This window comes from Nakamurella flavida (assembly GCF_030811475.1).
Lineage (GTDB): Bacteria > Actinomycetota > Actinomycetes > Mycobacteriales > Nakamurellaceae > Nakamurella > Nakamurella flavida.
The window spans coordinates 2,886,794-2,904,910 of sequence record NZ_JAUSQV010000001.1 but is presented as its reverse complement, the minus strand read 5'-3'; the positions used below and the strand labels follow the sequence as shown (position 1 = coordinate 2,904,910).

The following is an 18,117-nucleotide window of genomic DNA, read 5'->3' as shown; positions in this document are numbered from 1 at the left end:
TTCACACCACGGAACGTGAGATCAGCGGATCTCGAGCGAGCGGCGCTGGGCGAACTGGGCCAGCTCGCCGCGCTGCGCCGGGGAGAACGAGCTGTCCATGGCCCGGTCCAGCGCACGGCGGGTGCGGCGGATCTCGCGACGGCGGCTGACGGTCTGACGCAGGGAAGACATGATGGCGATCCTTTGCTGCTGCACTTGCCCACTGCAGGGTGTTGCGGTGGAGAACGGTCGGACGCCGGTGGGCGCCACACCCTGTATGACGTGCGAGCGGCCGAAAGTATGCCTGTTCCGCCGGTGACCTGCCGCACACGCCGCTGATCGTCCGGTCAGGCTGGCAATCGGAACTGGATTCATCGGCGCACGACCGCGGATGTGTGGTCAGAAGGTGATGGCCAGGCCCGGGTCGGCCAGCAGCGCCGCCACGTCGGCCAGGAACTGCGAACCCTGCTGACCGTCGACGATGCGGTGGTCGAAGGACAACGCGAGATGGCAGACCTTCCGCACGGCCAGGGCGCCGTCCACGACCCACGGGGCGTCCTTGATCGACCCGAGGGCCAGGATGGCCGACTCCCCCGGATTGAGGATGGGCGTGCCGGAGTCGACGCCCAGCACGCCCACGTTGGTGATGGTGAACGTGCCGCCGGCGAGCATTGCCGGAGTCGTCCGCCCGGCGCGGGCCGTCTCGGTCAGCTCGCCGAACGCGGTGGCCAGCCCGAGCAGGTCCAACCGGTCCGCGTCGCGCACCTTGGGCACGATCAGCCCGCGGTTGGTCGCCGCCGCGATACCCAGGTTGACGTACTGCTTGTAGACGATCTCCTGGGTGTCCTCGTCCCAGGTCGCATTGACCTCCGGCGTGCGGCGGACGGCCAGGCACACGGCGCGGGCCACGAAGGCCAGCGGCGTCAGCTTGATCCGGGCGTACTCCGGTCGCTTCCGCAACCGCTCCCGGAGCTCCATCATCGGCGTCACGTCCACCGCGACGAACTCGGTGACATGCGGTGCGGTGAAGGCGGACTGGGTGACGGCGGTGGCCGTGGCGCGCCGGATACCGCGGATCGGCACCCGCGACTCCCGGGTGGCCGGGTCGTAGTCGGGGTTGCGCAGTGCGGGCAGCCGGGGATCGGCCGGCGGGTTCTCCACCGTGGTGGCGGCCGCCTCCAGCGCCGCGTGGGCGGCCGCGGCGGCGTGCACCTCGGCGCGGCTGATCACCCCGTCGGGCCGCTCGGCGACCACATCGGCCAGGTCGACGCCCAGCTCCTTGGCCAGTTTGCGCACCGGCGGGGTGGCCAGCGGGGCGCGGGCACCGGCGTCCGGCGCGGTCGGCGTCACCGGCTCCGGAGTGGCCGGAGGGACGGGCGCCGGCGCGGCCGGGGGCACGGCACCGGCCACCGGCCGGCGCGCGCGACGGGTGGCCCCGCCGGACGGGGTCAGATAGCCGACCAGCGTGGCGATCCGGCCGTCGGCCATCGTCTCGCCGATCTTCGCGCCGGCCGTGTCGTCCGGCCGGACGGTGTACTCGCTGGACAGGGACTCCGCGGCCGCCGGAGCCACCCCGTCCGTCCCCGGGTCGGCGCCGGCGTCCGGACCCGTCCGGATCGCGATGATCGGGGTGCCCACCGGGATCAGCTCGCCGGTCGGCACGAGCAGGGCGTCGATCCGGCCGGCGAACGGCGAGGGCAGCTCCACGGCGGCCTTCGCCGTCTCGATCTCCACCAGGATCTGGTTGACGGTGACCACGTCACCGGGCTCGACCCGCCAGGACAGCACCTCGGCCTCGGTCAGCCCCTCCCCCACGTCGGGCATGGCGAAGATGTGCACCGCCGGGTCCTGACCGCGGGTCGTCCCGTTCTCCGTCGCCGTGCTCACCGGTACTCCTCCTGCTCGTGTACTGCCTGTTGCGGTGCCGCCCGACCGGTCAGAACGCGTAGGTGCGATCGACGGCGTCGAGCACCTTGTCCAGGTCCGGGAGGTAATGATGCTCGGCCTTGCTCGGCGGATACGGGACGTCGTACCCGGCCACCCGCTGGACGGGCGCGGCCAGCGAGTAGAACGCCTCCTCGGTGATCCGGGCGGCGACGTCGGCGCTGATCGAGGACTCCCGTGGGGCCTCGGTGACGACCACGGCCCGTCCGGTCCGCCGGACGGACTCCAGCACCGGGTCCAGGTCCAGCGGAGAGAGCGTGCGCAGGTCGATGACCTCCAGGGACCGGCCCTCGGTGGCCGCCGCCTCCGCCGCGGCCAGCGCCACGGCGACACTCGGCCCGTACGTCACCACGGTGACATCGGTGCCCGGCCGGCGCACGACACTGGAGAACGTCGACCCCTGCGGCGGCGTGCCGATGTCGACCGGGCCCTTCTCCCAGTAGCGGCGCTTGGGCTCGAAGAACACCACCGGGTCGTCGCAGGCGATGGCCTCGCGGAGCATGTCGTAGGCGTCCTGCGGCGTGGAGCAGGCCACCACGCGCAGCCCGGCGATGTGGCAGAACAGCGACTCCGGGGACTCGGAGTGGTGCTCGACCGCGCCGATGCCCCCGCCGAACGGGATGCGGATGACCATCGGCATCGAGAACGCGCCCTGCGAGCGGTAGGTCACCTTGGCGACCTGGCTGATGATCTGGTCGAACCCGGGGAAGACGAACCCGTCGAACTGGATCTCGGTCACCGGCCGGTAGCCCCGCATGGCCAACCCGACGGCGGTGCCGATGATGCCGGACTCGGCCAGCGGGGTGTCGATCACCCGGTTCTCGCCGAAGTCCTTCTGCAGGCCCTCGGTCACCCGGAACACCCCGCCCAGCCGGCCGACGTCCTCGCCCATGATCAGCACCGAGCTGTCGAGTTCCATGGACGACCGCAGGGCCAGGTTGAGGGCCTTGGCCAGTGTCGTGCGCTGCTCGTCCCGGTCCCGACCGCTCGAACCCGTCTGTCCCGCCACCGTCGCTCCACCCGTGCTCATCGGCCCGACTCCGCCGGCTCCTGGAAGGACGCCAGGTACCCGATCTGCTCCGCGTGCTGCCGCCGGGTCTGCTCGTGCTCACCGCTGTAGACGTGGCTGAACAGCCGGTCCGGGCCGGGACTGTCCAGGGCGTAGCAGGCGGCCCGGAAATGGGCCGCGAGCTCGTCGGCGTCCTGGGCGACGCGCTCGAAGAAGGCCGCGTCGGCCAGGCCCTCGCGGGTGAGGTGCACCCGGACCCGCTCGATGGGGTCGAGCAGCTTCCAGGCCTCCTCCTCGTCGGCCAACCGGTACCGGGTCGGGTCGTCGGAGGTGGTGTGCGCGTCCATCCGGTAGGTGAACGCCTCGATCATGACCGGGCCGTTGCCACTGCGGCACTCCTGCAGCGCCCACCGGGTGACCGCGAGACAGGCCAGCACGTCGTTGCCGTCCACCCGCACCCCGGGGAAGCCGTACCCGTGCGCCCGTCGGTACAGCGGCACCCGGGACTGCTTCTCCACCGGCTCGGAGATGGCCCATTGGTTGTTCTGGCAGTAGAAGACGACCGGGGCGTCGAACACGGCGCCGAACACCATGGCCTCGTGCACGTCGCCCTGGCTGGTCGCGCCGTCCCCGAAGAACGCGATGGTGGCCTCGGACCCGTCGACACCCTCGGGGCCGTCGGCACCATCAGGACCGTCGGCCCCGGCACCGGCGGCACTCGCCGAGTTGCCGGCGCCGCCGACCGCGCCGTCCAGCCGCTGGCCCATCGCGTAACCGACGGCGTTCAGCACCTGGTTGCCGATGACGATCGCGTAGCCGTTGAACCGGGTGGCCGCCGGATCCCAGCCGCACTGGTCGGTACCGCGGAAGATGCCGAGCAACTGGGCCGGGTCGATGCCGCGGCACCAGGCGACACCGTGCTCGCGGTAGGAGGGGAAGGCCATGTCGGTGGGCCGCAGGGCCCGCCCCGCACCGATCTGCGCGGCCTCCTGACCCAGCAGCGGCGCCCAGAGCGACAGCTGGCCCTGGCGCTGCAGGGCGTTGCCCTCCCGGTCGAACCGGCGGACCAGCACCATGTCCCGGTAGAGGCCCTGCAGCAGCTCGGCGGTGACCTCCAGCGGGTAGTCCGGATGCGGGGTGAACACGCCCTCCGGGGACAGCAGCTCGACGAGGTCCGGGCCCTCGCTGGTGGCCCGGAGGCCGGCGACGACCTGCTCGGGCGTGGGGTGGGCGGCGGTGCCGGCCGCACCCTGGGCGGCGGCGTCGCGGGCGGTGGTCGGCGGGTCCTGCTCCGGTCCGCCGGATGCCGCACCAGATCGTTCGCGTCGCTCAGGATGCTGTTCCCGCTGGTCCGACTCCTGCACAGGCCCTCCTCCGTCCGGCACCGGGCCCGTCCGCGCTGCCGCATCGCTCGTCCGCACGGGGGTCCGACCCTCGATACTGGCACGGATGCGACCACCGTGGTGACCTGGGCCACGTCCGACAGTCGGACGGTCGACGGTCGGTCGTGCCTGGTGGGAGGGCATGCGCGCGTCGGAGCGACCGGTCCGCGGAGGGTGCCGGATCGATCACCGCCGGGGCGCGCCGCGGTGGCGATCGGCGGCCCCCCGGCGGTTGCCGGTGCCGCCGTCGGGGCGGGCGCCTACGATCGGGCCCCGGGCAGGCGCGGTCCCCCTCGACCGCCGCCGGTCGCCCGCACCGCCCGCACACCGTTCAGTGGAGGTTCGTCGTGGAGCTGGAACACCGGTTCGAGGTCCCGGTCGGGATCGAGAAGGCCTTCGCCACCCTGGCCGACATGGAGCAGGTGGGCGGGTGCTTCCCCGGGGCCACGGTCGACAAGGTCGACGGCGCCGAGTTCAGCGGCACGGTGAAGATCAAGCTCGGCCCCATCCGGCTGACCTACAAGGGTCACGGCACCATCGTCGAGAAGGACCCGATCGCGCACCGGGCCCGGATCGAGGCGACCGGCAACGCCGGCGGTTCGTCCACCGCAGCCATGCTGGTCAGCGCCACGGCCACCGCCCTGGCCCCCAACCGCACCGCGGTCGACCTGGTCACCACCCTGTCCATCACCGGCCGGCCGGCCCAGTTCGGGCGCGGGGTGATGGTCGAGGTCAGCAACAAGATGATCTCCCAGTTCGCCGACTGCGTGTCCACCAAGCTGGTCGGCAAGGAGGCCGGCGGCGCCGAGCTGGTGGACGTCGTCGATCCCGACGAGGTCGCCGCCGAGGTCGTCGCCGACGAGCGGGAAGCCGTTCAGGAGGCACAGGCCGCCCAGGCCGCGCAGGACCGCCCGGCTGCTCCCGCCCCGGTGCAGGCGCACCGCGTGCCCACGGCCGAGCCCGAGCCCATCGACCTGCTCGGCACGGCCGGCGTGCCGGTGCTGCGGCGGGTCGTCCCCGTCCTGGCCGGGGTGGTCGGGCTGATCCTGATCAGCAAGCTGGTCCGCCGCCGGAAGACCCAGCCGGAGGAGTGACGCGCCCGCCAGGACCCGGCGCAGACCGGGTGCCGGGTCCGGTGTGAACTGCAGCTGCTGCCGGTCAGGCCACGGCGGGGGCGACCACCGCAGTGACGGACACCGTCGGGCTGGGCGGGGGCGTTGCGGCGGCCCCGCTCGGGGCGGTGCCGATGTCCACGGTCCGCCCGGCGGCGGCCCGGCGAGCGGTCTTGTGCGCGTACATGTCCTCGTCGGCGGCGTGCACCAACGCACTGAAGTCGGCCGGGCCCGCCCCGGCGGTGCTGGTGGCCCGACCCACGCTGGCGCTCACCGAGCCGGCGCGCATCGCCGCGGTGAGCCGGTCGGCCACGTTCCGCAGTTCGTTCACGCTGCAGTCCTCCAGGATGACCGCGAACTCGTCACCGCCGAGCCGGGCGACCACGTCCCAGTCCCGGACGGATTCCCGAAGCGCCCGGGCGACCAGCCGGAGGACCTCGTCGCCCGCGGCGTGACCCCGTCGGTCGTTGGTCTCCTTCAGCCCGTCGACGTCGACGAACAGCACGCTGACCGCGGTGGACCGGGCCGCCGTCCGCCGGATGGCCTGCTCGCCGGCGACCTGGAAGCCGCGGTGGTTGACCAGCCCGGTGAGGGAGTCGGTCACCGCCATCTGGGTCACCAGCCGGTTGGCCGCGTGCAGCCGCCGCCGGGTCCGCGACCAGGCCAGGTGCAGCAGGACGGCCAGGGCCAGGGTCTTCACCACCGCGAGCGCGAACTCCGTGGCGGGGACCGGGACACCGAACGCCGCGGCGCAGGCGATCCAGCCCCCCACGGCCAGTGTCACCACGGCGAGCGAGCCGAACCGGCCGGGCAGCAGGGCACCCACGGCGATGACGGACAGGATGATGCCGATCGGCGGCCAGGTCACCCGGGTCGCGACCATGTAGAGCAGCGGATTGGCGCACAGCACCATGCCGAAGACCAGACCGACGAGCGGCGAGTGCCGGCGCAGCCAGCCGTCCGGGTAGCGGCCCAGCCGCCACCAGCACAGGGCCATGCCGAGGCAGGTCAGCACGGCCAGGACACCGGCCGGGAGGGCCCCCGGCGTCGCGTCGAAGCCGAACATGGCCACGGCGATGAGGGCGAAGATGACCGACCCGACCCCGCAGGCGGGGATCAGGCCGTCGTCCACCACCAGGGCGTCGTCCTCGAGTGTCTCCGCGTCGTCCCGGCGGCGGCGCCCCTCGACGAGCAGGCCGGGACCGATCACCGGGGACGTTCGACGGGCCGTCATGGGTCCATCCTAGAGTTGATCGACCACTCTGCGTAAGAAAGAATCACTTTCAGCAACGTATGGCCGAGCAGGGCCCGCCCGGACGGTCACCCTTCGCCAGGATGACCGCCCCGGGGCCCGCCCGGGTCAGCCCAGCCGCTCGCGCAATCCGTCGAGCTCGTCGCGCAGCGCAGCCGGGACCGTCGTTCCGAGGCTGTCGAGCCACTCCTGGATGAGCGGAAGTTCACGCTTCCACTCCTGCCCGTCGACGGCGAGTGCCCGGGTGAGTTGCTCCGGGGTCACCTCCACGCCGTCGAGATCGAGCCCGCCGGGCACCGGCACGTCACCGATGGGCGTGCGGACGGCGGGGGCGGTGCCCTCGAGCCGTTCGACCACCCACTTGAGCACCCGGGCGTTCTCGCCGAAACCGGGCCACAGGAACCCGCCGTCGGCGTCGCGCCGGAACCAGTTCACCGAGAACACCGCGGGCATGCGCCGACCCGGGGCCCGTGCCAGGTCGAGCCAGTGCTGGAGGTAGTCGCCGGCGTCGTAGCCGATGAACGGCAGCATCGCCATCGGGTCACGACGGACAACGCCGACCGCACCGGTGGCCGCGGCCGTGGTCTCGCTGGCGATGGTCGCGCCCAGGAAGACGCCGTGCTGCCAGTCCCGGGCCTGCAGCACGAGCGGCACCGTGGTCTTCCGCCGACCGCCGAACAGGATCGCCGAGATGGGCACACCCCTCGGCTCGTGGTACTCGGCGGCCAGGGTCGGGCACTGGGTGATCGGGGTGCAGAAGCGGGAGTTGGGGTGCGCGGCGGGCTGCCCGGCGCTGGCCAGCACACTGCCGTCCGCGGCCAGCCCACTGGGCGTCCACTCCCGACCCTGCCAGTCCGTCAGGTGGGCCGGCGGTTCCGGCGTCATCCCTTCCCACCAGACGTCGCCGTCGTCGGTGAGGGCGACGTTGGTGAAGACCGAGTTGCCGGCGGCGATGGCACGCATCGCGTTGGGGTTGGTGTCCCACCCGGTGCCCGGAGCCACCCCGAACAGGCCGAACTCCGGATTCGTCGCGTACAGCCGGCCGTCCGCGCCGAACTCCATCCAGGCGATGTCGTCGCCGAGGGTCTCCACCCGCCACCCGGGGATGGTCGGCTCGAGCATGGCCAGGTTGGTCTTGCCGCAGGCGCTCGGGAACGCGGCGGCGACGTAGTGGACGACGTCGGACGGCGAGGTCAGCTTGAGGATGAGCATGTGCTCGGCGAGCCAGCCCTCGTCCCGGGCCATCGCCGAGGCGATCCGCAGGGAGTAGCACTTCTTGCCCAGCAGGGCGTTCCCGCCGTACCCGGACCCGAACGACCAGATCGCCCGCTCCTCGGGGAAGTGGACGATGTACTTCGTGTCGTTGCACGGCCACACCGCGTCGGTCGTGCCCGGTTCGACCGGAGCGCCGACCGAGTGCAGCGCCTTGACCCAGGGCAGCCCGGTGTTGATGAGATCCAGTGCGCCGGTGCCGATCCGGGTCATCACCCGCATGGAGGTGACGACGTACGCGGAGTCGGTGATCTCCACCCCCAGCCGCGGCTTGGCCGCATCCAGCGGCCCCATGCAGAACGGCACCACGTACAGGGTGCGACCCCGCATGCAGCCCCGGTACAGCTCCGTCATCTCGGCCTTCATCGCGGCCGGGTCCCGCCAGTTGTTGGTGGGGCCGGCGTCCCGTTCGCGCTCCGAGCAGATGAAGGTGCGGTCCTCGACCCGGGCGACGTCGGACGGGTCGGACACCACGTGGAAGGAGTTCGGCTTGCCGGTCAGCCGGGTGAAGGTGCCCGCGGCGACCAGCGCGTCGGTCAGCTCGGCGAACTCCGCATCGGTGCCGGTGACGAAGTGGATGCGGTCCGGCCGGGTCAACGCGGCCACCTCGCCGATCCACCGCAGCAGCTCGGGGGCGACCGGCGCCCCGGACGGGGCCGGGGATCTGCCGGCCGCCCCCGTCGGGCTCGGGACCGGGGCGGCCGAAACGGGCAGGGAACGGACGGTCGCGGCAGGTTCGAGGACGGCGGTCATGCGTCATCTCCAGGGTCGGGCCGCGTCGCGCCCCCTCCCGGACGGGATTCGGGCGAGCTGCGGTGCGGTGGCGGGCCCGGACGGCGGGCCGTCCGGGGCTCGGTGCACGCCCCGCGTCGGGGCGAGGAATGAGGCAGGACGTTAACCACCTCGACACCGGAAAAGGGCCCGGAAAGCTGTGGGCCGGGGCACAGAATCGTGAAAGAAGCGCCTTCGCGCTGTGGGGTGCACCACCCCGTGTCGAGAAATGTCGAGTCCTGGGGAACGACGGTGGAAAAGGTCCACGGACGAGGGGGTTCGTTCAATGCAATCGTTTCACCAGCGCGGACGACCCCCCGTGGCGGCGCCGGCCCGGCCGACCGCCCCGATGCCGACGCATCCACTCCCCGCCGCACACCCGCAGGGCACGTCCGCCGTCCGAATGCGGGAGAAAAAGACCGGGAATGCGGAGCACATTTCACCGGGAACAACTCCGGCAGACCTGGTCACGAGGATTGTAGAAATAATGTTCCCGGGCCGGTCGGCGGCCCGGGCGGACATCCGGCGCGCGGATGTGGGGGCACGGGCAGATCGGGCGAGGAACGGGTCTTCTGCGGAGCAGATCCGACTGTGACCCGGGCAGGAACAGCACGATGCTGGAGGGACGCGAGGGGGCGATCGGCCGCTCGCGGGACATCCGGACGGGAGGGCGGTGGCGATGAGCCGGACGGTGAACGCCGAACGACGCCGCGGCATCGTGCTCGCCACCCGCGCCGAGGGCCGCATCGAGGTCGCCGACCTGGCCGACCGGCTGGGGGTCGCGCAGGAGACCATCCGCCGCGACCTGACCGTGCTGGAGGCCCAGGGACTGGTGCGCCGCAGCCACGGCGCCGCCTACCCGCTCGACGGCGCCGGCTTCGAGACCACCCTGGCGTTCCGGTCCACCCACCTGGTCGGTGAGAAGCAGCGGATCGCCGAGGCGGCCGTCGACCGGATCGGCGTGGCCCAATCACTCTTCCTCGACGACGGGTTCACCCCCCTGCTCGTCGCCCAGCGACTGGCCCGGGTGGACCGGCCGCTCACGGTCATCACCCCGTCCATCTCGGTGGCCGGGGCGCTGGCCCAGGCGGCCGGGCACACCGTGATCGTCCTCGGCGGTGGCGTCCGCGCACAGACCCTGAGCACCGCCGGCCCGTGGGCCAACGCCATGCTCGACGACCTCGTCCTGGACCTGGCCGTACTCGGCACCAACGGGATCTCGCTGGATCGCGGCCTGACCACCCCGGACCCGGCCGTGTCCGCACTGAAGGCGCGGGTGATCGCCCGCACCCGACGCCGGATGTTCGTGGGCGTGCACACCAAGTTCGGCATCGACAGCTTCGCCCGGTTCGCCGATGTCGGGGACTTCCAGGTCCTGGTCACCGACCGCGGCCTGCGCAGCGTCGACGCCGCCCGGTACTCCGCCCTGGGGCCGGACGTGATCCGCGCCTGACCGCCGAGCGGAGCCGGCCGTGGGGGGCCACCCTGGTCCGGACGCCGTCCACACCCGCCCGCCCGCCCACCCATCCGCCCCCACCGGCGGCACGCCACGACGAGAGGCCGACCATGACCCAGACGACCGCCATCCCGCCCACCATGCGGGCCGCCGTGCTCACCGGTCAGCAGGCGCTCTCCGTGAAGGAGGTCCCGACCCCCGCGTACGCCGCCGACGAGGTGCTGATCGAGGTCGCCGCGGTCGGCGTGTGCGGCTCGGACACGCACTACTTCCGGCACGGCCGGATCGGCGACTTCGTGGTGGACGCGCCGCTGATCCTGGGGCACGAGCTGTCCGGGCGGATCGTCGCGGTCGGGGCCGACGTGGCCGACTCCCGGATCGGCGAGCGGGTCGCGGTCGAGCCCCAGAAGCCGTGCCGGTCCTGCCGGGAATGCCGGGCCGGGCAGTACAACCTGTGCCGCCGGATGGAGTTCTACGCCACCCCGCCGATCGACGGCGCCTTCGCCCGGTACTGCGTCATCCGTGACGAGTACGCCCACCGCGTCCCGGACTCGATGTCCGACGAGGCCGCCGCCCTGCTCGAACCGTTGTCCGTGGCCATCACCACCATGCGCAAGGCCCGCGTCGCGCCCGGATCCAGCATCCTGATCGCCGGCGCCGGGCCGATCGGCATCATCTGCGCGCAGACGGCCCGCGCGTTCGGTGCCGCCGAGATCATCGTGTCCGACCTCGTCCCGGAGCGGCGCGAACGGGCACTGCGCTACGGCGCGACCCGCGTGCTGGACCCCCGCGAGACGGACGTGGCCACCGCCGGCCTGGACGTGAACGCCTTCGTCGACGCGAGCGGCGCTGCGCGGGCGGTGTTCAGCGGCATCCGGGCCGTCCGACCCGGCGGGGTCGCGGTGCTGGTCGGACTCGGCTCGACGGAGATGTCGCTCCCGATCGAGCACATCCAGAACTTCGAGGTCACCGTCACCGGGATCTTCCGGTACACCGACACCTGGCCCGCGGCCATCCATCTCGTGTCCGCCGGGCTGGTCGACCTGGACTCCCTGGTCACCGGGCGCTTCGACCTGGACCACGCCGCCCAGGCCCTGGAGAGCGATCTGGACCCCGACAGCCTCAAGGCCATCGTCCGCCCGGGGCCGTGACCCACCCGGGGCGGTCCGGCCGCGCTCAGTTCAGCAGGGCGATGCCGATGTTCAGGCTGGTCGCGTAGAGGCACCACGCCAGGTAGGGCAGCAACAGGACCGCGGCGAGGCGGTGGCGGCGCCAGAACTCCGCCACCGTCAGCACCAGCACGACGTCCAACGCGATGATGATCACCGCGCCGAGCTCGAGGAGCTCGGCCCCGAAGAAGGCCGGCGTCCACAGTCCGTTGAGCACGAGCTGCAGCGCGTAGAGCGACAGCGCGACCCTGGCGCCGGTCGGCCCGGACAGCCCCCACCGCCGCCAGACCAGCCAGGCGGCCACCGCCATGAGGACGTACAGCACGGTCCAGACCGGGCCGAACACCCAGTTCGGCGGGGTCCACGCCGGCTTGTCGGCCTGGGCGTACCAGCCGTCGACGCCGCTGACGCTGGCCAGCCCGCCGAGGAAGGCGACCAGCCCGGACGCGGCCAGCAGCCCCAGCAGCACCCCCCACTGGCGGCCCTCGCGGGCGTGGCGGTCGACGGTCGGCGGGGTCAGGGTGGCGGTCATCCGTCAATGGTAAGCCTGCTGAGCATGAACGGCCTGTTCCCTACCGACTACCGAGCGTTATCCTCGGCGACGAAGCGGGGGCAGGTGGGGCCGTCTCAGGGTCGTATCCGGGGGATCTCAGGGCGCGTCGGGGATGACAGCCGTGCCGGTGACCGGAACGGTGGGACCCGGACGACCGCACCCGTTCCGGCCCCCGCCCACACCGCCCGTACCCACCAGTACGCCCGCCCCGCCCCAGTGCCCCGACAGGAGCCCGCCCGATGATCGAAGTGAGAGGCCTGACCAAGGCCTACGGCCGCACCGTGGCCGTCGACGACCTGACCTTCTCCGTGCGACCCGGCACCGTGACCGGGTTCCTCGGCCCCAACGGGGCCGGCAAGTCGACCACCATGCGGATGATCCTGGGACTGGACGTCCCGACCCGCGGGCAGGCGCTGATCAACGGTCAGCCCTACGCCTCCCTGGTCAGCCCGCTGACCAAGGTCGGCGCCCTGCTCGACGCGACCTGGATCCATCCCAACCGTTCGGCGCGGGCCCACCTGGCCTTCCTGGCCGCGTCCAACAAGCTGCCCAGGGCCCGGGTGGACGAGGTGCTCGAGCTCGTCGGGCTCACGGCCGTGGCCGGCAAGTCCGCCGGGAAGTTCTCGCTGGGCATGAAGCAGCGGCTCGGCCTGGCCGGCGCGCTGCTCGGCGATCCCGAGGTGCTGCTCTTCGACGAGCCGGTCAACGGCCTGGACCCCGAAGGCATCCACTGGATCCGGACGTTCATGAAGAACCTCGCCTCGCAGGGCCGGACGGTGCTGGTGTCCTCGCACCTGCTCTCCGAGATGGCCCTGACCGCGGACCACCTGCTCGTCATCGGCCGGGGCCGGCTCATCGCCGACCAGTCCACCGCCGACTTCATCTCCCAGGCCACCGAAGCCTCGGTCAAGGTCCGCTCGCCGCAACTGGCCGAGCTGCGGACCGCGCTCGCCGCGGCGGGCATCCGGACCACCGACAGCGACGGGCCGACCGGGCCCGGCGGCGCGCTGACCGCCTTCGGGACGCCCATCGAGCGGATCGGCGATCTGGCCGCGTCCCACGGCGTCGTCCTGCACGAGTTGTCCCCGCAGACCGGCTCGCTGGAGGACGCGTTCATCCAGCTCACCGGCGACTCGGTCGAGTACTCCGGCACCAGCACCCCCGGCCCCACCGGCACCGAGAGGACGGTCGCGTCATGACGCTCGTCAACGTCGAACGCATCAAGCTGTTCACCACCCGCTCGCCCTACTGGTGCCTGGCCGCGGTGTTCGTCGCCGTGCTCGGCTTCGCCGTCATCTTCGGCAGCGTCGACGGCGGTCGGCAGGCCAGCACCTCCGTCTCGCAGCTCGGCTTCAACCTCGGTCTGCCGATCTTCATGGTGCTGGCCGCCCTGGCCGTCACCACCGAGTACCGCTTCGGCACCATCCGCAGCACGTTCCTGGCCGTACCCCAGCGGCCCAAGGTGCTGATCGCCAAGACGGTGCTGCTGGCCGTGCTCGGTGGCGTGGTCGGGGTGGTCGGCGGCCTGGCCGCCTACTCCCTGACCAAGACCCTGGCCGGCGATGCCAGCACCGACCTGCAGTTGAGCACCGGCGCGGACTACCGCATCGTCCTGGGACACGGTGTGCTGCTCGCCGTCGGCGCGATCATCGCCGTGGCCGTGGCGACCATGGTCCGGCAGTCGGCCGGCGCCATCGCCATCGTGCTGCTGTGGCCGTTCCTGGCCGAGCAGCTGTTCTCGCTGATCCCGACCATCGGTCCCAAGGTGCAGCCGTGGCTGCCGTTCAGCGCGGCCAACGCCTTCGTCTCCGGCGGCAGCACCAGCCCCTTCGGACCCACGAACGGACCGACCCCGATCCAGGGCCTGCTGGTCTTCGTCGGCTCCGCCGTCGTGCTGTGGGTGCTCGCACTGGTGCTGTTGCAGCGCCGCGACGCCTGAGCCGTCCCGCCCCGCCCACCGGCGGCGGTCCCCGCAGCGGGGTCGCCGCCGGTGGCGTGTCCGGGCGGGTCAGAGCGAGCCGAGCCAGTCCACCACCGCGGCGGCGACGGCCGCGTCGCCGGTCGGGGCGTGCCCCCCGGGCAGCCACACCTGGGTGACCGGACCCGGGATGGCGCCGACGTGCGCGGCGAACTCGTCGGGGCTGCCGAACGGGTCGCGCCGGCCGGACACGAAGAGCACGGGCAGATCCAGGGCCGGGAAGTGCTCGGTGCGTAACGCATCCGGCTTGCCGGGTGGGTGCAGGGGATAGCTCAGCAGCACGAGCCCGCGGGCCGGCAGCCCCTGCGCCACGGCCAGCGAGCACACCCGGCCGCCGAACGACCGGCCGCCGAGCAGCAGGGCATCCGCCGGGATGCCCAACCCGGCGGCGAACACCCCGGCCCGTTCGACCAGGTGCGCGACGGCCACCGGCGCCTTGTCCGGTGCCCGTCGACCCGCGATCCGGTTCGGGAAGTCCAGGCGCTCCACCGGCAGCGGGGCCACCGCCTGCTCCACCGCGACCAGCGTGTGGTGGTCCCGGCCCGCGCTCGCCCCCGGGGTGAGCAGCAGCCCGCCCACGTCGTGACCCATCCCGACCCCCTCGCCCCGGCGCACCCGGACACCGCCCACCATCTCGCACAATGATGACGGCGTCCGTCCCGCACCCCGTCCGCACATCCCCCAGGAGAACCATGCCCCGCACCATCGCGACCACGACCGACGTCGACCGCGCGGAGCTGCTCGCCTTCGTCCGGCCCCGGCACGACATGGTGCTGATCGTCGGGAAGCGCGGCGGCTCCGTGCAGTCCTCCCCGGTCACCGGAGGCGTGGACGACGCCGGCCGCATCGTCATCGCCAGTTACCCGGAGCGGGCCAAGGCCAGGAACGCCCGCCGGGCGGAGCGGGCCTCGGTCCTGGTGCTGTCCGACGACTTCGGCGGTGCGTGGGTCCAGGTCGACGGGCCCGTCGAGGTGCTGGACCTCCCCGAGGCCGTCGAGCCGCTGGTCGAGTACTTCCGGAACATCTCCGGTGAGCACTCCGACTGGGATGCCTACCGGCAGGCCATGACCGACCAGGGCAAGTGCCTGATCCGGGTCACCCCGGACCGCTGGTCCCCCGTCGCCACCGGCGGGTTCCCGGCCCGCCTCGCCTGACCCACCCTGTCCGCACTCGCGACGGATGCCGACCTCGACGAGGGGAGAGTGATGAGCCGACCGGAACGTGTCGGGTGGACGCCGCTGTCCGCGCTGGTCATCGGCGTCCTGATCGCCGGGTGCGCCGGCGCCCCACCCGTGCCGGCCACCCCGCAGGCCGCCACCGTCGGCATCACCACGTTCGCCGTCATCCCGTCCGGCCCCGGCACCGCTCCGGACCCCGGGGGAACGGCCGTCCCCGGCGGATCGCTCACCGCCGTGCTGGACGCCGTCGCGGCCCGGCTGTCCGTCGCGGACGACGTGGCCCGGGCCAAGTGGGCCAACGGCCGGCAGGCGATCACCGACCCGGATCAGGAGAACCGGGTGCTGGCCGCGGTCCGGCAACAGGCAACGGCCCTGGGGATCGATCCCGACGTGGCCGAGCGGGTGTTCCGGGCGCAGATCGACGCCAGCAAGCAGGTGCAGCAGGCTCTGTACGACCGGTGGTCGGCGGACCCGGCCGTGCTGCCCGTCGACGTCCCCGACCTCACCGCCGTCCGCGGCCGCATCGCGACCCACAGCGACGAGCTGCTGGCCGCTCTGCGGTCCGCCGAGCCCGAGCTGGCCGAACCCACCTGCCGGGCCGACCTCGACGCCGCGCTGGACCGGCTGATCACCGCCATCACCGAGCCGGCCGAGCTGCGGGCGCTGCCCACCGCCACCGCGGAGCTCTGCACGACCCGGTGAACCCCGTCCCGGCGGCCGCCGAACCGGCCGGGAGCACCCCGCCGGCCCCGTACCCTCACCGGGTGCAGGACACACGCCTGAGCGGCTCGGTCGACGACGGGATGCCCGCGCACTTCCGCCGGGTGGTCAGCTTCCATCCCCGCGGCGGCCGGCTGAACGACGTGCAGCGACGGGCCTTCGAGGCGCACGGTGCCCGGTGGTTCCGGGAGTCGGCCGACCTGGCCGGCCCGGCGGACCTGGTGGCGCTGTTCGACCGGTCGGCGCCGCTGGTGGTCGAGATCGGGTCGGGCATGGGCGAATCCACGGCGGCCATGGCCGCGGCCCGACCGGAGATCAACCTGATCGCCGTCGAGGTCTACAAACCGGGGGTGGCGCAGACCCTCCATCACGCGGCGCGCGCCGGCGTCGACAACCTCCGGGTGGTGCGCGGGGACGCCGTCCAGGTGCTCACGGACCTGATCGCACCGGCGTCGCTCGCCGAGGCCTGGATGTTCTTCCCCGACCCGTGGCCCAAGACCAAGCACCTCAAGCGCCGACTGTTCACCGCCGAGTTCGCCGCTCTGGTGGCCTCCCGGCTCAGCCGCGGCGGAGTGTTCCGGGCCGCCACCGACTGGGCGCCCTACGCCGAGCAGATGCTGGCCGTGGGTTCCGGCGGCAAGCACCTGCGCAACGCCCACCCGGGCTGGGCCCCGCGCCCCGACTTCCGCCCCCGCACCCGGTTCGAGCGCCGCGGCCTGGCCGACGGCCGGGACATCCACGACCTGGAGTTCCTCCGGCGCTGAGGGTCATCGGCCCCGGAACCGGCGGAATACTTCCGACCCGGCCACGGTTGACACTCCTGCCGGCCCTGGATGCGACGGTGGAGACACCAGCAGACGACGCTCCGGCGTGGCAGTCGAGCACGGGCGATGCGGGAGGTTCGATTCCTCCCGCCGGCACCACGGCAGTACCCCGCGGAGACCCTCGGCGCACCGCGCCGGGGGTCTTCCGCTGTCCGGGGCTCAGGGCCGCGGGTAGCCGGTGGGCTCGTCGCCCAGATCCACGATGGCAGCCACCGGGCCACCGCCGTCCGGACCCTGGTGCGCGGCGGACACCGACACGAAAGCGGCCGGATCGCCCGTGACCGACGCGGTGACCCCGCCGACGCAGGCCTTGATCTGCCGGTGCCAGTGCACGTCGGAGTCGTCCAGCATGGCGTTGCGGCGGCCGCGGACCTGCCCGTCCTGGCTGACCTCGCACTTGAGGAAGACGTTGACCAGCCGCCCCTGCAGGTCGGTGTGGTGCGGACGGTCGGGCAGGTCGAGCCCGGCGTCCCGGATCGCCGACCAGATGCCGTCGGCGTCCAGCGCGTCCTTCATGACACCGTGGCCGATCCGGTACCGGCCGCCGACCCCGCGGACGTTGCCGACCACCACGATCTGCGCCTGGTCGAGCTCCACCCCGGACGAGCAGGAGGCCACCGCGGAGAACAGCGACCGGTCGTGCATGACATCGGCATCGGTCGGCATCTCGATCTCGCCCAGGGCGACGGCGACACCCAGGGCGGTGGCCCCGTTGGACAGGTCCATCGACTCGTGGGTGTGCTCGGTCCACACCGTCTTCCCGCGGGACTTGGCGTCGCGGATGGTCTGGATGGTCAGCAGCGGGGTCTTGGTCTGCACGTAGTGCACGTCGGCGACGTCGGTGATGCCCGCCCTGGCCATCGCCTCGCGGACGCCGGCCGCGACCTTCTCGATCATCGCCACCCGGCCGATGTCCTCCGGCAGCAGCACCTCGCTCATCGCGAAGCCGACCGACAACCGGGGCTCGTCACTCGGTACCGCCTTCTCCGGCGGCACGGTGGCGAACACCGTCGCGTGCGGGGACAGGACGCCGTCGGTCCCGCCCGACCAGACGATCGGGACCTGCTTGACCTCCTGGGGCGACCGGGTGCCCCTGGCCACCAGCACCTCGCGGAAGGCCCGGTCGGCGATGATCCGGGTGTAGTCGTTGACGCCGCCGTTGCCCTCGGTCTTGCCGATGACGGCGACGACCCGATCCGCCTCCAGGATCCCGTCGTCGATCAGCGCGGCCAGCTCGGAGGCGTCGGACACCGAGTGCAGGGGGATCTTGCGGACCTCGATGGCCGGGGGCAGCACGTGCGTCATGGGATCTCCTGAACGGACGGGAACGTGGAACATAACCGGCGGGGAGCCACCCGGGCAGGCCGGGACGCGCGGCGCCGGATCGGGGCGGCGGCCGAGCCCCACCGACCGGCCGGTCCCGGACCGGAGCCGGAAACGCCCATGTCGGACACGGGGCGGGGTTCAAGCGCGACTCGCGCGCGGGTTGCCTCGACGTGAGAACCCTCACGGGTGATC

The 18,117-nt window shown here is 72.7% G+C and carries 17 protein-coding genes; 8 read left to right on the top strand and 9 right to left on the bottom strand.

Annotated features, from left to right (window positions below):
• Positions 1-21 precede the first annotated feature (21 nt).
• The 4 genes from J2S58_RS12835 to J2S58_RS12820 form a co-directional block, all read right to left on the bottom strand.
• Positions 22-171, bottom strand: a complete 150-nt coding sequence (locus tag J2S58_RS12835; RefSeq protein ID WP_205256733.1) for a hypothetical protein — start codon at positions 169-171, stop codon at positions 22-24.
• A gap of 207 nt (positions 172-378) precedes the next feature.
• Complete coding sequence (locus tag J2S58_RS12830; RefSeq protein ID WP_205256955.1) at positions 379-1,803, bottom strand: dihydrolipoamide acetyltransferase family protein; 1,425 nt, start codon at positions 1,801-1,803, stop codon at positions 379-381.
• A 112-nt stretch (positions 1,804-1,915) separates the two neighbouring features.
• On the bottom strand, positions 1,916-2,842 hold the full coding sequence (locus J2S58_RS12825) for an alpha-ketoacid dehydrogenase subunit beta (protein ID WP_240188911.1): 927 nt from the start codon (positions 2,840-2,842) through the stop codon (positions 1,916-1,918).
• Between the two features lie 107 nt (positions 2,843-2,949).
• Positions 2,950-4,296: a thiamine pyrophosphate-dependent dehydrogenase E1 component subunit alpha gene (locus tag J2S58_RS12820; protein ID WP_306828472.1), complete on the bottom strand. Its 1,347-nt coding sequence runs from the start codon at positions 4,294-4,296 to the stop codon at positions 2,950-2,952.
• Positions 4,297-4,661: 365 nt separating this feature from the next.
• Between J2S58_RS12820 and J2S58_RS12815 the strand changes: the two genes are divergently transcribed.
• Positions 4,662-5,408: an SRPBCC family protein gene (locus J2S58_RS12815; protein WP_205256736.1), complete on the top strand. Its 747-nt coding sequence runs from the start codon at positions 4,662-4,664 to the stop codon at positions 5,406-5,408.
• A 64-nt stretch (positions 5,409-5,472) separates the two neighbouring features.
• On the opposite strand, the gene J2S58_RS12810 is transcribed toward J2S58_RS12815, so the two are convergent.
• Together J2S58_RS12810 and J2S58_RS12805 are read right to left on the bottom strand one after the other, a co-directional pair.
• Positions 5,473-6,660 carry a GGDEF domain-containing protein gene (locus tag J2S58_RS12810; protein ID WP_205256737.1) on the bottom strand — a complete coding sequence of 396 codons (1,188 nt, stop codon included), beginning with the start codon at positions 6,658-6,660 and terminating at the stop codon, positions 5,473-5,475.
• A 126-nt stretch (positions 6,661-6,786) separates the two neighbouring features.
• Positions 6,787-8,703 (bottom strand): phosphoenolpyruvate carboxykinase (GTP), encoded by a 1,917-nt coding sequence (locus tag J2S58_RS12805; RefSeq protein WP_205256738.1) that lies wholly within the window; start codon positions 8,701-8,703, stop codon positions 6,787-6,789.
• A 697-nt stretch (positions 8,704-9,400) separates the two neighbouring features.
• Here J2S58_RS12805 and J2S58_RS12800 point away from each other — a divergent pair.
• On the top strand, positions 9,401-10,174 hold the full coding sequence (locus J2S58_RS12800; protein WP_205256739.1) for a DeoR/GlpR family DNA-binding transcription regulator: 774 nt from the start codon (positions 9,401-9,403) through the stop codon (positions 10,172-10,174).
• A 113-nt stretch (positions 10,175-10,287) separates the two neighbouring features.
• Positions 10,288-11,328, top strand: a complete 1,041-nt coding sequence (locus J2S58_RS12795; RefSeq protein ID WP_205256740.1) for an NAD(P)-dependent alcohol dehydrogenase — start codon at positions 10,288-10,290, stop codon at positions 11,326-11,328.
• Positions 11,329-11,353: 25 nt separating this feature from the next.
• Here J2S58_RS12795 and J2S58_RS12790 read toward each other — a convergent pair whose 3' ends face one another.
• Complete coding sequence (locus J2S58_RS12790) at positions 11,354-11,878, bottom strand: TspO/MBR family protein (RefSeq protein WP_205256741.1); 525 nt, start codon at positions 11,876-11,878, stop codon at positions 11,354-11,356.
• 260 nt (positions 11,879-12,138) lie between these two features.
• Between J2S58_RS12790 and J2S58_RS12785 the strand changes: the two genes are divergently transcribed.
• The gene (locus J2S58_RS12785; RefSeq protein WP_205256742.1) at positions 12,139-13,098 is read left to right on the top strand and encodes an ABC transporter ATP-binding protein; all 960 of its coding nucleotides are present in this window, start codon (positions 12,139-12,141) and stop codon (positions 13,096-13,098) included.
• Positions 13,095-13,838: an ABC transporter permease gene (locus J2S58_RS12780; protein WP_205256743.1), complete on the top strand. Its 744-nt coding sequence runs from the start codon at positions 13,095-13,097 to the stop codon at positions 13,836-13,838. The genes J2S58_RS12785 and J2S58_RS12780 overlap by 4 nt, the downstream gene beginning before the upstream one ends.
• Positions 13,839-13,907: 69 nt before the next feature.
• On the opposite strand, the gene J2S58_RS12775 is transcribed toward J2S58_RS12780, so the two are convergent.
• Positions 13,908-14,468: an alpha/beta hydrolase family protein gene (locus tag J2S58_RS12775; protein ID WP_205256747.1), complete on the bottom strand. Its 561-nt coding sequence runs from the start codon at positions 14,466-14,468 to the stop codon at positions 13,908-13,910.
• A 101-nt stretch (positions 14,469-14,569) separates the two neighbouring features.
• Here J2S58_RS12775 and J2S58_RS12770 point away from each other — a divergent pair, with 101 nt between their 5' ends.
• The 3 genes from J2S58_RS12770 to trmB all read left to right on the top strand — a co-directional run bounded on the left by J2S58_RS12770 (position 14,570) and on the right by trmB (position 16,539).
• Positions 14,570-15,031, top strand: a complete 462-nt coding sequence (locus J2S58_RS12770; RefSeq protein ID WP_205256750.1) for a TIGR03618 family F420-dependent PPOX class oxidoreductase — start codon at positions 14,570-14,572, stop codon at positions 15,029-15,031.
• Between the two features lie 51 nt (positions 15,032-15,082).
• The gene (gene aroQ / locus J2S58_RS12765) at positions 15,083-15,757 is read left to right on the top strand and encodes a gamma subclass chorismate mutase AroQ (RefSeq protein WP_205256751.1); all 675 of its coding nucleotides are present in this window, start codon (positions 15,083-15,085) and stop codon (positions 15,755-15,757) included.
• A 62-nt stretch (positions 15,758-15,819) separates the two neighbouring features.
• Positions 15,820-16,539 (top strand): tRNA (guanosine(46)-N7)-methyltransferase TrmB, encoded by a 720-nt coding sequence (gene trmB / locus J2S58_RS12760; RefSeq protein WP_306828462.1) that lies wholly within the window; start codon positions 15,820-15,822, stop codon positions 16,537-16,539.
• A 219-nt stretch (positions 16,540-16,758) separates the two neighbouring features.
• Here the strand turns inward: trmB and bar are convergent, their stop codons facing one another.
• A complete protein-coding gene (gene bar, locus J2S58_RS12755) occupies positions 16,759-17,892 on the bottom strand; it encodes a barbiturase (RefSeq protein WP_344470411.1) in 1,134 nt (377 codons plus the stop codon).
• Positions 17,893-18,117 lie beyond the last annotated feature (225 nt).

Coding starts and splice junctions, on each gene's coding strand:
- J2S58_RS12795 (WP_205256740.1), top strand. CDS start 10,288: ATGACCCAGACGACCGCCATCCCGCCCACCATGCGGGCCGCCGTGCTC.
- J2S58_RS12790 (WP_205256741.1), bottom strand. CDS start 11,878: ATGACCGCCACCCTGACCCCGCCGACCGTCGACCGCCACGCCCGCGAG.
- J2S58_RS12770 (WP_205256750.1), top strand. CDS start 14,570: ATGCCCCGCACCATCGCGACCACGACCGACGTCGACCGCGCGGAGCTG.
- J2S58_RS12835 (WP_205256733.1), bottom strand. CDS start 171: ATGTCTTCCCTGCGTCAGACCGTCAGCCGCCGTCGCGAGATCCGCCGC.
- J2S58_RS12785 (WP_205256742.1), top strand. CDS start 12,139: ATGATCGAAGTGAGAGGCCTGACCAAGGCCTACGGCCGCACCGTGGCC.
- J2S58_RS12825 (WP_240188911.1), bottom strand. CDS start 2,842: ATGGAACTCGACAGCTCGGTGCTGATCATGGGCGAGGACGTCGGCCGG.
- J2S58_RS12780 (WP_205256743.1), top strand. CDS start 13,095: ATGACGCTCGTCAACGTCGAACGCATCAAGCTGTTCACCACCCGCTCG.
- J2S58_RS12800 (WP_205256739.1), top strand. CDS start 9,401: ATGAGCCGGACGGTGAACGCCGAACGACGCCGCGGCATCGTGCTCGCC.
- aroQ (WP_205256751.1), top strand. CDS start 15,083: ATGAGCCGACCGGAACGTGTCGGGTGGACGCCGCTGTCCGCGCTGGTC.
- J2S58_RS12805 (WP_205256738.1), bottom strand. CDS start 8,703: ATGACCGCCGTCCTCGAACCTGCCGCGACCGTCCGTTCCCTGCCCGTT.
- J2S58_RS12810 (WP_205256737.1), bottom strand. CDS start 6,660: ATGACGGCCCGTCGAACGTCCCCGGTGATCGGTCCCGGCCTGCTCGTC.
- J2S58_RS12775 (WP_205256747.1), bottom strand. CDS start 14,468: ATGGGTCACGACGTGGGCGGGCTGCTGCTCACCCCGGGGGCGAGCGCG.
- J2S58_RS12830 (WP_205256955.1), bottom strand. CDS start 1,803: ATGCCCGACGTGGGGGAGGGGCTGACCGAGGCCGAGGTGCTGTCCTGG.